The organism is Pseudomonas sp. SA233 (genome assembly GCF_054792385.1).
Genome location: NZ_CP096449.1, coordinates 3720129 through 3731789, shown reverse-complemented (window position 1 = coordinate 3731789; position 11661 = coordinate 3720129). Strand labels below are relative to the sequence as shown.

General features: G+C 62.8%; 10 protein-coding genes. All 10 read right to left on the bottom strand.

Annotated elements, in window-relative coordinates:
- Window positions 1-112: 112 nt before the first annotated feature.
- Entirely contained in the window at window positions 113-1018 is a 906-nt protein-coding gene (locus tag M1D87_RS17310; protein ID WP_322264459.1) for an RHS repeat-associated core domain-containing protein, read from the bottom strand.
- A 230-nt stretch (window positions 1019-1248) separates the two neighbouring features.
- Window positions 1249-2079 (bottom strand): alpha/beta fold hydrolase, encoded by an 831-nt coding sequence (locus M1D87_RS17305; RefSeq protein ID WP_039613168.1) that lies wholly within the window; start codon window positions 2077-2079, stop codon window positions 1249-1251.
- A gap of 238 nt (window positions 2080-2317) precedes the next feature.
- On the bottom strand, window positions 2318-3607 hold the full coding sequence (locus tag M1D87_RS17300) for an NAD(P)/FAD-dependent oxidoreductase (protein ID WP_123084455.1): 1290 nt from the start codon (window positions 3605-3607) through the stop codon (window positions 2318-2320).
- A 234-nt stretch (window positions 3608-3841) separates the two neighbouring features.
- Window positions 3842-5785 (bottom strand): DNA topoisomerase III, encoded by a 1944-nt coding sequence (locus tag M1D87_RS17295; protein WP_169774869.1) that lies wholly within the window; start codon window positions 5783-5785, stop codon window positions 3842-3844.
- A gap of 200 nt (window positions 5786-5985) precedes the next feature.
- On the bottom strand, window positions 5986-6414 hold the full coding sequence (locus M1D87_RS17290; RefSeq protein ID WP_003258855.1) for a GNAT family N-acetyltransferase: 429 nt from the start codon (window positions 6412-6414) through the stop codon (window positions 5986-5988).
- On the bottom strand, window positions 6407-7573 hold the full coding sequence (locus tag M1D87_RS17285; protein ID WP_123084457.1) for a ribosomal protein uL16 3-hydroxylase: 1167 nt from the start codon (window positions 7571-7573) through the stop codon (window positions 6407-6409). Before M1D87_RS17285 ends, M1D87_RS17290 begins: the two co-directional genes overlap by 8 nt.
- A gap of 81 nt (window positions 7574-7654) precedes the next feature.
- A complete protein-coding gene (purB, locus tag M1D87_RS17280; RefSeq protein ID WP_013973297.1) occupies window positions 7655-9025 on the bottom strand; it encodes an adenylosuccinate lyase in 1371 nt (456 codons plus the stop codon).
- A gap of 249 nt (window positions 9026-9274) precedes the next feature.
- Window positions 9275-9901, bottom strand: a complete 627-nt coding sequence (gene hflD / locus M1D87_RS17275) for a high frequency lysogenization protein HflD (protein WP_015270973.1) — start codon at window positions 9899-9901, stop codon at window positions 9275-9277.
- Window positions 9898-11022 carry a tRNA 2-thiouridine(34) synthase MnmA gene (mnmA, locus tag M1D87_RS17270; RefSeq protein ID WP_039614508.1) on the bottom strand — a complete coding sequence of 375 codons (1125 nt, stop codon included), beginning with the start codon at window positions 11020-11022 and terminating at the stop codon, window positions 9898-9900. Before mnmA ends, hflD begins: the two co-directional genes overlap by 4 nt.
- 60 nt (window positions 11023-11082) lie before the next feature.
- The gene (locus tag M1D87_RS17265) at window positions 11083-11523 is read right to left on the bottom strand and encodes an NUDIX hydrolase (RefSeq protein WP_023662388.1); all 441 of its coding nucleotides are present in this window, start codon (window positions 11521-11523) and stop codon (window positions 11083-11085) included.
- Between the last annotated feature and the right edge of the window lie 138 nt (window positions 11524-11661).

Below are 11661 nucleotides of genomic sequence, written 5' to 3'. Positions count from 1 at the left end.
AAGGATCGGTTTGCGGCTAATGGAGAGATAAACGGGCATGATAATCCCACGTCCCCAAGGCTGTCAGTGTTTCCGGCCGCTTACTTGTTTCAAACCAACCCTGCAGGGGTATCTAGGTACCACGTATCGCTGATCTGGCAGTTGTGGGGCGTGATACCTCAGGTGAAGCAGGTGACAACTGACTGCTCGAATTCATTGTAGTGGGTTCATGTGACGCCAAGTTGCTCAGTAGGGTTCTGTACTTAAGGATTTTTGCCTCTAGGGCTATGTAATTAAGCTGCTCGTCCATGTACAGGTGTTTGTAGTAGTTAAAGTCATGAGTGATGGGGACTTCAATGTTGCCATGCTTTAAGCGCCAGTTGCGGACTGCTGTATCCTTGAGATCGCTGAGCATGGCATCACTCTTCGGAAGCTTGTAAATCGCCTTGAGGGTTTTTATGGTTACGTTCTTGTCATCAATGACTGCGGAATACTTTTCGAGATTCGGATTCTCGGTAATTGCTTTCCTTGCTTTATCGATGTAGTGGATTCTGGGTTTTACAACTTTATCCTTTACGTTATTCCATACTTTCCTGGCGCGACGCAACATATGCCCTGAAGGGTCGTGATGGTTCACGGGGTCTCCCAAGCAATAGGCGTAGGCGTTATGTGTGTGTTTCTTAAACGGGCTGAGGCTGTCCGCTGAGTAAAATCGCGCCAGCCTAGTACTAAAGGCACGATAGCCGTTGCCAAGGAGGTAGCAGTTTGTGACGCTATCGGAGCGTTGTCCGGTGAAGCCCATCATATGAGCTGTGGAGCTGTATCCGTAAGCGGTGTAGGCCAGGTTGTGAATGCTTTCGCGATGAGAACGGTTGATTATGGAGCTCTGAGAGTCTGCCGCCAGTAGTAGTGTCTCGGTCGAGCGTTGCGCTAGAGAAAGGTTTGAGATTGAAAAGACTGTGACGGAACGATCGCTGCCGATCTCCAAAGACAGTTGGCCATTCTTGTAGAATAAACGCTGCTTCCTGTTCTGTGCCATGGTCAGCCTGCTGGTGCGAGAAGTACTGAATTTAAATTACCTTCATGCAAAATAGACAGGCGCGCAACTGGCAGTTTTGCCAGTTGCATACACTCATGAAATAAGTATGTTGACAGTGCCGGCCCTTTCGCGGGCTCGCCCGCTCCCACAGGTTATATGTATATCTCAAGACCTATGCAGTACCTGTGGGACCGGGCGTGCCCGCGAAGAGGCCGGTGCAGGCGACTACATCAGCTACGTATGAACGCCAGCAAATCCGCATTGATCACATCGGCATGGGTGGTCGGCATGCCATGCGGGTAGCCTTTGTAAGTCTTCAACGCGCCATTGGGCAGCAGCTTCGCCGACAGCACTCCGGAGTTCTCATACGGCACGATCTGGTCATCATCGCCGTGCATCACCAGCACAGGTTGCTGGATGCCCTTCAGGTCCTCGGTAAAATCGGTCTGGGAAAATGCCACGATGCCATCGTAATGGGCCTTGGCGCTGCCGATCATGCCCTGGCGCCACCAGTTACCAATGATGCCCTCACTCGCTTCTACACCAGGGCGGTTGTAGCCGTAGAACGGCCCGGCTGGCACATCCCGGTAGAACTGCGCGCGGTTGCTGGCGACCTGGGCCTGGAAGCCGTCGAACACTGATTTGGGCAAGCCGCCGGGATTACCGGGGGTCTGCACCATCAGTGGCGGTACGGCGGCGATCAGCACGGCCTTGGCCACCTTGTCTTCAGGGTGCCGGGCCATGTAGCGCACCACTTCACCGCCACCGGTCGAGTGGCCGACATGCACGGCGCCCTGGATGCCCAGGTGAGCGACGACCGCCGCCACATCGTCGGCGTAATGGTCCATGTCGTGGCCGTCCCATACCTGACTGGAGCGGCCATGGCCGCGGCGGTCGTGGGCGACCACGCGGTAACCATGGGCGAGGAAGAACAGCAACTGGGCATCCCAGTCGTCGGCGCTGAGAGGCCAGCCGTGATGGAAGTGGATAACCGGTGCATCGCGCGGGCCCCAGTCCTTGTAGAAGATCTGTACGCCGTCCTTCGTGGTTACATAGCTCATGGTCGGTCTCCTGTGTGCAGGAAGCGAAGGGAGCTATTGAGAATAGGAGGGATTTTGCCTGGTACTGGAATTTATGGAGCACTTCCGGCCCTGCTCGGTCCCCTGTAGGAGCGGCCTTGTGTCGCGAAAGGGCTGCAAGGCAGCCCCAGGGGTTCAGCACAGATGCACACATTGCCGGGGCTGCTTTGCAGCCCTTTCGCGACACAAGGCCGCTCCTACAACGGGCTGTGTCAACCGATCAGACGCGGTCGCGCATCCGGTACCAGGCCTTGGCTGCAGCTTCCAGCGGTGCTGCCAGCAGGTCGCCGCCGGGGAAGCGGCCGTTGTCGATGCCTTGGTACAGCGCCAGCAGGTCGTCGTCGCCAAGAATGGCATCGCTGACCGCCCGCGCCGCCGCCAGTGTAGGCAGCACGCCATGGCCGGAGAAGCCCTGCAGCCAGTAGCGCTGGCCCTCGCGACCGACATCCGGGGTGCGCTGGATGCTGCAGTCGATATGGCCGCCCCAGGCATAGTCGATGGCCACCCCGGCCAGCTGCGGGAACACCCGCTCCAGGTAGGGGCGGGTGGCGCTTGCGACGTCCTTGGGAATACCGCCCAGATAGGTGCAGCCGCCGCCGAACAGCAGGCGATGGTCCGGAGTGAGGCGGAAATAGTCGGGCACGAACTGGTTGTCGATCACGCAGCTGTTGCGGGGCAGCAGCGAGCGGGCAAAGTCGGCGTCCAGTGGCGCGGTGGCCACCTGGTATGAACCGACGGGCAACAGGCGGCGGGACAGGCCGCGGTCGAGGCGGTCGATGTAGGCGTTGCAGGCCAGTACCAGCACGTCGCTGCGCACTTCGCCACGCTCGGTGCGGGCGGTGTAGCCGCTGCCGGTCCGTTGATAGTCGAGCACCTGGCTTTGTTCGAAGATGAGCCCACCGGCAGCTTCGATGGTGCTGGCCAGCCCCTGAGCCAGCTTGAGCGGGTTGAGATGGGCGCCTTTGGCGTCGTATAGCGCGGCCTGGTAGCGCGGGCTGTCGATCCATTGAGGCAGCTCGTCGCGGCCGATCAGGCGCAGGGCGTCGTAGCCCCATTTGTGTTCGGCCTCATGCAGGGCTTCTTCCAGCATCTTTACCCGGCGCGGCAGTACGGCGGTCCACAGGCTGCCCAGCCGGTAGTCGATGTCGAAGCCGTGGCGCTCGGGCAGTTCGCGCATTTCATCGGCGGCCCAGCACATGCTGGCCCACAGGCGTTGGGTGCGTTCGGTGCCCAAGGCCTTTTCCAGCGGCGGCATGTCGCACGACCAGCCGAGCAGTGCCTGGCCGCCGTTGCGGCCGGACGCGGCCCAGGCCACGCGGCTGGCTTCCAGCAGCGTTACACGCTTGCCGGCCTGGGTCAGGCGCAAGGCGGTGTGCAGACCGCTGAAGCCGGCGCCAATGATCAGGACTTCGGTGTCGTGGCTGCCTTGCAGGGTAGGGTGCAGGGGAATGCTGGCGGGGTAGGTCTGGGCGTAGTAGCTGGCGACGTGCTGGGCGGATTGTTTGAACATGCAGGGGTCTCATGAAAATTATTGTGTTTATTTTCATGAAAACTTAGCAGGTAAATTTCATGGCGCCAATGCATTGGCCGGGTTTGTGGTTTACCTCGGGTTGTTGTGTTGCCTGTCCAGGCCCTTTCGCGGGTAAACCCGCTCCCACAGAGTCATCAACGGTCTCGAGGTCGGCGCTGTAACTGTGGGAGCGGGTTTACCCGCGAAGGGGCCTGACCTGAGAGTGCAAAATCTTCAGGTTGTCGCCTTTTTTCGAGGCTGTCTTGGCTTGCCTGCGGCCGCTTTGCCTTTCCCGCCACCCCTCCGCTTTTTCTTCCACGGCGGCGCAGCCCCGGCTGCCGGCCCGCTGATGGTCATGCGCATGCCGCTGCACCGTTCGACCAGCTTGCCCATCCATGCCGACTGCCGGGCGACGAACTCTTCCAGCGTCATCTCGCCACTCTGCACCATGTCCAGCGCCTGCTCCCAGATAGCTGTGGTACCAGGGTCGGCAATGGCGCGAGGTACGGCGTCGATCAGGCTGAAGGCCGCAGGGGTGGCGGATAGCGCCTTGCCGTTCTTCACCAGGTAGCCGCGGTCAAGCAGGCCCTGGATGATGCTGGCGCGGGTGGCTTCGGTGCCGATACCGGTGGTTTCCTTGAGCTTCTGCTTCAGCCGCGGGTCGTCCACCAGCTTGGCCACGTTCTTCATTGCCTTGATCAGGTCGCCTTCGGTAAACGGCTTGGGCGGCTGGGTCCACAGGTCTTTCAGTTGCAGGCCCTGCACCGTGCAGTCCTGGCCTTCGCGCAGCGCCGGCAACACCTGGGCCGGTGGTGCTTCGCGGCCCTTGGCCGGGGTCAGCGCCTCGGGCAGCGCACGGCGCCAGCCTGGTTCGACGATCTGCTTGCCTACGGCACGCAGGGCATGGCCGGCGCAGTCGAAGTCGGCCTGGGTGCGGTCGTACTCATGGTTGGGCAGGAACTGCGCCAGGTAGCGGGCGCGGATCAGGGTGTACACCGCCTTGTGCTTGGCCGGCAGGCGCGACGGGTCGCTGGCGGCGGCGGTGGGGATGATGCCGTGGTGGGCGCTGACCTTGGCGTCGTTCCACGCCCGTGAGCGGCGTTGCGGCTCCAGGTAGGGCTGCAGCGGCGCCAGGCTGGCATCGGAACGTTGCAGGGCGGCGAGGATGGCTGGCGCTTCGGCGTGCTGGCTTTGCGGCAGGTAGCCGCAGTCGCTGCGCGGGTAGGTGATCAGCTTGTGGGTTTCGTACAGGGCCTGGGCGATGTCGAGGGTTTCCTGGGCGCCGAGGCCGAACTTTTTCGAGCACAGCTCCTGCAGGGTGCCAAGGTCGAAGGGCAGGGGTGCCGCTTCACGCACGCGTTCGGTGGTCACCTTCACGGCCCGGGCAGTACCCGCATTGCCGATGTCGGCGGCAGCCTGCTGCGCCAGGGCCTGGTTCAGGCAGCGGCCCTGGTCGTCGCAGGCGTCATCGGGGGCGCGCCACTGGGCGTTGAAGCCAAAGCCTGCGTGTTCGAGCTGCACGTCGATGGCCCAGAACGGTACCGGCACAAAGTCGGCGATGCTGCGGTCTCGGTCGACCACCAGGCGCAAGGTGGGCGTTTGCACCCGGCCCACCGGCAGCACGCCCTGATAGCCCGACTGGCGGCCCAGCAGGGTGAACAGCCGGCTCATGTTCATGCCGATCAGCCAGTCTGCGCGCGAACGGCCCAGCGCCGAGTGGTACAGGTTGAAGGTTTCGTGGCCCGGCAGCAGCCGCGCCAGGGCCTTGCGAATGGAGGCGTCGTCCAGTGCCGACAGCCACAGGCGCTGCACCGGGCCGCGGTAGCGGCAATGCTCGACCAGTTCGCGGGCGATCATTTCGCCTTCGCGGTCGGCGTCGGTGGCGATCACCAGTTCGCGTGCTTCGCCGAGCAGGCGCTTGACTGCCTTGAACTGGCTGGCGGTCTTGGGCTTGACCAGCATCTTCCACTTTTCCGGGATGATCGGCAGGTCGGCCAGGTTCCAGCGCTTGTAGCGCTCGTCGTAGCTGTCGGGCGGGGCGGTTTCCAGCAGGTGGCCGATGCACCAGGTCACGCAGACGTCGGTACCTTGCCAGCAGCCATCGCCCTTGCGGTTGGCGCCGAGCACTTTGGCGATGTCTTTTGCCTGGGAGGGTTTTTCGCAGAGGAACAGGCGCATGGCCGGGGACGCTTCATCGGGGGTGATGGGCGATAGGATGCGCAAGCGAGGGCGCGGAGGCAAGTTTTATCTGGATGGATGTACAGGTTTTTTTGTCAGAGGGGATGTCTTGGCTGTGCCGGCCTCTTCGCGGGTGAACCCGCTCCCACAGGCTCCCCACAATCTTCAGAATTTGTGGGGGCCTGTGCGAAGGTCCTGGATCAGGCGCGCGAGTCGCGCACCATGTCCACGTGCGGGATGCCGGCTTCGAGGAACTCTTCGCTGACTACGCGAAAGCCCAGCCGCTCGTAGAACGGCGTGGCGTGCACCTGGGCACTGAGCATCTGCTGCTTCAGGTCGCGGTTCTGTGCTTCGACAATCACCGCGTTCATCAGCGCGTCACCCACCTTCAGCCCGCGCCAGTCCTTCAGCACCGAGACCCGGCCGATGGTGCCGTCAGGCAGCAGGCGCGCGGTGCCGATCGGGTAGTCGCCTTCCAGGGCCAGGAAGTGCGCGGCGGTCGGGTCATCCGAATCCCACTCCAGTTCTGGTGGAACGTGCTGTTCGGCAATGAACACCGCTTCGCGGATGCGGCGGATGTCGGCGTTGTCCTTGTGCCAGTCGGCGAGGCGCACACGAATCTTATTCATTGGCGAATCCCAGGCTTCCTTGTTTGACCAGCTGCTGTACCAGCATAAGGCCATCTTCATCCTGCAGCCATTCGCCCAGGTTGTCGATGTGCAGGGCGTCGGCCGCGCAAACCAGCTTCAGCAGCTCGCGCAGTTTGCCCGGCAGCGGGCAGCTGCGGCCGCTGGCGAACAGCAGCAGGTCTTGTTCGAACTCCGACCAGGCCAGGCGCGCGCTCGGGTTGCGGATCAGGATGGCGCCTTGTTCCAGGGCATCGATCAGCTCTTCCTCGGACAGCTCTTCACCGACGATCTGCTCGGGGTAGCGTGGCTCGGTCATGAACTGGCCGAACCAGGTCAGCAGCAGGTCCTTGTCGCCCATGTGCTTGTCGAGCAGCGCCTTGAGGCGGTCGAGGGCGTCGTGCTGGATCTGGTGCGGGTCGCTGACCGGCTGGGCATCGGCGTCGCTGTAGCGTTCTTCATCGGGCAGGAACTGGCCGAGGAAATCGGTGAAGTGGGTCAACACTTCGGCGGCGCTTGGCGCGCGGAAGCCTACCGAGTAGGTCAGGCAGTCATCCACGGCCACGCCGTAGTGGGCCAGGCGTGGTGGCAGGTAGAGCATGTCGCCCGGCTCCAGGGTCCACTCATCGCTCTGCTCGAAATCAGCGAGGATGCGCAGGTCGGCGTGCTCCAGCAGCGAGCTGTCGCTGCTGCACATCTGGCCGATTTTCCAGTTGCGCTGGCCGTGGCCCTGCAGCAGGAACACGTCGTAGTTGTCAAAGTGCGGGCCGACACTGCCACCAGGGGCAGCGAAGCTGATCATCACGTCATCGATGCGCCAGCTGGGCAGGAAGCGGAAGTTTTCCAGCAGTTCGGCTACTTCCGGGACGAACTGGTCCACGGCCTGCACCAGCAGGGTCCAGTCCTTTTCCGGCAGCTCGGCGAAGGTGTCTTCGGTGAACGGGCCGCGGCGCAGCTCCCACGGGTGCGCGCCGTGCTCGAGCACGATACGCGACTCTACTTCCTCTTCCAGGGCCAGGCCGGCCAGCTCGTCGGGGTCGATCGGGCTGATGAAGTCCGGGAATGCCTGGCGCACCAGCAGCGGCTTCTTCTGCCAGTAGTCGCGCATGAATTCGCGGGCCGAGATGCCGCCGAGCAGCTGCAGTGGAGTATCAGGATTCATGTTCAACCTATTGAAAAAATGTAATTTTCGTCCGGGAATAAAAACGCCCGGCCAGGCCGGGCGTTGAACGCGACGGTCAGCTTAGATGCGTTTGGCCTGTGCTGCCGCGTTGCCGATGTAGGTAGCAGGGGTCAGCTGCTTGAGCTCGGCCTTGGCTTCGGCTGGCATGTCCAGGCCGTCGATGAAGGTCAGCAGCGCTTCCGGGGTGATGCCCTTGCCACGGGTCAGCTCCTTGAGCTTCTCGTAGGGGTTCTCGATGTTGAAGCGGCGCATCACGGTCTGGATCGGCTCGGCCAGCACTTCCCAGCAGGCGTCCAGGTCGGCGGCAATGCGGGCTTCGTTGACTTCCAGCTTGCCGATGCCTTTCAGGCTGGCTTCGTAGGCGATGACGCTGTGGGCAAAGCCCACGCCCAGGTTGCGCAGCACCGTAGAGTCGGTCAGGTCACGCTGCCAGCGCGAGATCGGCAGCTTGCTGGCCAGGTGCTGGAACAGCGCGTTGGCGATACCCAGGTTGCCTTCGGAGTTTTCGAAGTCGATCGGGTTGACCTTGTGCGGCATGGTCGACGAGCCGATTTCACCGGCAACGGTCTTCTGCTTGAAGTAGCCCAGCGAGATGTAGCCCCACACATCGCGGTCGAAGTCGATCAGGATGGTGTTGAAGCGGGCGATGGCGTCGAACAGCTCGGCAATGTAGTCGTGCGGCTCGATCTGGGTGGTGTACGGGTTGAACTGCAGGCCCAGCTCGTCTTCGATGAAGGCGCGGGCGTTCTGCTCCCAGTCGATCTGCGAGTAAGCCGACAGGTGGGCGTTGTAGTTGCCCACGGCACCGTTGATCTTGCCCAGCAGCGGTACGGCGGCAACCTGGGCGATCTGGCGCTCCAGGCGGTACACGACGTTGGCCAGTTCCTTGCCCAGGGTGGTCGGCGAAGCCGGCTGGCCGTGGGTGCGCGACAGCATCGGCACGTCGGCGTGGGCGTGGGCCAGGGCGCGGATGGCGTCGGCGATCTGGCGCATCAGCGGCAGCAGCACTTCGTCACGGCCGGCGCGCAGCATCAGGGCGTGGGACAGGTTGTTGATGTCCTCGCTGGTGCAGGCGAAGTGGATGAACTCGCTGACCTTGGCCAGCTCAGGCAGCTTGGCGGCCTGCTCCTTGAGGAGGTATTCGATCGCCTTGACGTCGTGGTTGGTGGTGCGCTCGATTTCCTTGACGCGTTCGGCGTGCTCGAGCTTGAAGTCGGTGGCCAGGCTGTCCAGCAGGGCGTTGGCTTCGGCGGAGAACGCCGGCACTTCGCCGATCTGCGGGTGGGCGGCCAGGCGCTGCAGCCAGCGCACTTCGACCAGGGCGCGGAAACGGATCAGGCCGAATTCGCTGAAAATGGGGCGCAAGGCCTGGGTTTTGCCGGCATAACGGCCGTCTACAGGGGAAACCGCAGTGAGCGAAGAGAGCTGCATGGGGTGTTCTCGGACAGTCAGGCTTTTGGAAGGGCGCATATCATACATGAAAAATGCGCTCAGGTCGGGTGGCTGACCAAAGGTCGGGCCTATAAAAATATGTCACAGGCTCTGTGTAGGAGCAGCCTTGTGCTGCGAATGGGCTGCGCAGCAGCCCTGGCAATCTGTGCAAGAGCCCAAATCCTGGGGCCGCTGCGCTGCCCATTCGCAGCACAAGGCTGCTCCTACATTGGGTTCGGCGTCGCTTTTTCAGGAGGGGCTGCGCATCATGTCGTACAGTTCGTTCAACAGCTTGCGCCGGCTGAATACCAGCTGCCAGCGGTGCCCGCCCAGTTGGCGCCACAGGCGTGCGGCGCGGATGCCGGCCAGCAACAGGGCGCGGATTTTCGAGGCATTGCTGGCCTGCTGCAGGAAGCGCATGTCGCCATGCACCTGGATGCGCTGGCGCAAGGTGCTCAGGGTGTCCTGGTACAAGGCTCCGCTGGAAGCGATGACGTTTTCATGAACCAGGCCAAAATGCTCGGCCTGGGACTGGATTTGCGGCAGGCGGTTGCCGATGGTGTCGAGCAGGTCGCCGCGCTTGTTCAACTGGCGTTCAAGGCCCAGCATCGACAGGGCGTAGCGCAGTGGCTCGCGCTGCAGGCTGCTGGGGTCGCGCTCCAGCGCACCGACCAGCGCGCGATAGCCGTCGCGCAGGTTCAGGTCGTCACCGCCGAAAACTTCCAGGGTGTCCTTGGGGTCACGGACCAGCAGGCTGCCCAGCATGCAGCCGATGTTGGCCTCGCTGGCCTGGCCGGTGCGGGCGATGCGGTCGACCAGTACGGCGGCCTGGAACACACCGCCCAACGCAATCAGCTGCTCCTGCAGGTTACTCATGCGCGCGGGCTCCACGGCTCGGCAGCTTCGATCACGCCGCCGCCCAGGCACACTTCGCCGTCGTAGAACACCACCGACTGCCCCGGGGTGACGGCGCGTTGCGGTTCGTCGAACACTGCGCGGTAGCCGCTTTCGGTCAGCTCCAGGGTGCACTGCTGGTCGCTTTGGCGGTAACGCACCTTGGCGGTGAGCTGGCGCGGGTTGCTGAGGTCGACCGGGTTGACCCAGAAAATTTCCGAAGCGAGCAGGGCGCGGGAGAACAACCACGGGTGTTCATTGCCCTGGCCGACCACCAGCACGTTGCGGGTCAGGTCCTTGTGCAGCACGTACCACGGCTCGTCACCGGCGTCCTTCAGGCCGCCAATGCCCAGGCCCTGGCGCTGGCCGATGGTGTGGTACATCAGGCCGTGGTGGCGGCCGATCACTTCACCGTCGGTGGTCTCGATGTTGCCCGGCTGGGCCGGCAGGTATTGCTTGAGGAAGTCGCTGAAGCGACGCTCGCCGATGAAGCAGATGCCGGTGGAATCCTTTTTCTTGGCGGTGGCCAGGCCGTGCTTTTCGGCAATGGCGCGTACTTCGGGCTTTTCCAGCTCGCCAACCGGGAACAGGGTACGTGCGATTTCCTTGCCGCCGACGGCGTGCAGGAAGTAGCTCTGGTCCTTGTTCGGGTCCAGGCCCTTGAGAAGCTCGGTGAGTTCACCGGTGTCGCGGCGGCGCACGTAGTGGCCGGTGGCGATCAGGTCGGCACCCAGCGACAGGGCGTAGTCGAGGAACGCCTTGAACTTGATCTCGCGGTTGCAGAGGATGTCCGGGTTGGGCGTGCGGCCTGCCTTGTACTCTTCGAGGAAGTGCTCGAACACGTTGTCCCAGTATTCGGCGGCGAAGTTGGCGGTGTGCAGCTTGATGCCGATGCGGTCGCACACGGCCTGGGCGTCGGCCAGGTCTTCACGGGCGGTGCAGTATTCGGTGCCGTCGTCTTCTTCCCAGTTCTTCATGAACAGCCCTTCCACCTGGTAGCCCTGCTCCATGAGCAGAAGGGCGGAGACGGAAGAGTCCACGCCGCCGGACATGCCGACGATGACGCGGGTCTTGGCGGGGTCTTTGAGTGCTGGGCTGGTCATGGGTACCGGTGTGTATCAAAGGGGGAAAAACGCCAATTCTATCAAACCTGCGGCGGCGCGTCAGTCGCGCAGCAGGTCGAGGCTGTGCAAGGGGCCTTTGAGGTAATCGTCGAGACAGCGTGGCACCAGTTCGCTGCGCCAGCGGGCAGGGTCGGCCAGCAGTTCGTCGCGGGTCAGCCAAACGGCGCGGACGATGTCGCTGTCCAGTGCCAGGTCGGCGTGATGGCGCACGGGGCGGGCGGCGAAGCAGACGCGCTGGTAGGTCACGCCGTTGCTTGGGGCGGTGTACAGGTAGATGCCGACCACGCCGGTGAGCTCGACTTCCCAGGCGGTTTCTTCGAGGGTTTCGCGCAGGGCGGCCTGGGGCAGGGTCTCGTTGGGTTCGAGGTGGCCGGCGGGCTGGTTGAAGACGTGCTGGTTTGCTTTGAACTCTTCGACGAAAAGGAACTTGCCTTCGTGTTCGACGATGGTGGCGACGGTGATGTGGGGTTGCCAGGTCATGAACAGCTCCTTAGAGGCCTGCACAGCCCTTGTGGGAGCGGGTTTACCCGCGAATGCGTCAGTGGATTCGCCATCGCATTCGCGGGTAAACCCGCTCCTACAGAGTCCGCGCTGGCGGCCAGAAATCGTTTATCCAGA

What these genes read in the sequence shown, in the direction of transcription:
- hflD (WP_015270973.1), bottom strand. Translation starts at nt 9,901, where the DNA reads ATGAGTAACCTGCAGGAGCAGCTGATTGCGTTGGGCGGTGTGTTCCAG.
- M1D87_RS17295 (WP_169774869.1), bottom strand. Translation starts at nt 5,785, where the DNA reads ATGCGCCTGTTCCTCTGCGAAAAACCCTCCCAGGCAAAAGACATCGCC.
- M1D87_RS17310 (WP_322264459.1), bottom strand. Translation starts at nt 1,018, where the DNA reads ATGGCACAGAACAGGAAGCAGCGTTTATTCTACAAGAATGGCCAACTG.
- M1D87_RS17290 (WP_003258855.1), bottom strand. Translation starts at nt 6,414, where the DNA reads ATGAATAAGATTCGTGTGCGCCTCGCCGACTGGCACAAGGACAACGCC.
- M1D87_RS17300 (WP_123084455.1), bottom strand. Translation starts at nt 3,607, where the DNA reads ATGTTCAAACAATCCGCCCAGCACGTCGCCAGCTACTACGCCCAGACC.
- M1D87_RS17305 (WP_039613168.1), bottom strand. Translation starts at nt 2,079, where the DNA reads ATGAGCTATGTAACCACGAAGGACGGCGTACAGATCTTCTACAAGGAC.
- mnmA (WP_039614508.1), bottom strand. Translation starts at nt 11,022, where the DNA reads ATGACCAGCCCAGCACTCAAAGACCCCGCCAAGACCCGCGTCATCGTC.
- M1D87_RS17285 (WP_123084457.1), bottom strand. Translation starts at nt 7,573, where the DNA reads ATGAATCCTGATACTCCACTGCAGCTGCTCGGCGGCATCTCGGCCCGC.
- purB (WP_013973297.1), bottom strand. Translation starts at nt 9,025, where the DNA reads ATGCAGCTCTCTTCGCTCACTGCGGTTTCCCCTGTAGACGGCCGTTAT.
- M1D87_RS17265 (WP_023662388.1), bottom strand. Translation starts at nt 11,523, where the DNA reads ATGACCTGGCAACCCCACATCACCGTCGCCACCATCGTCGAACACGAA.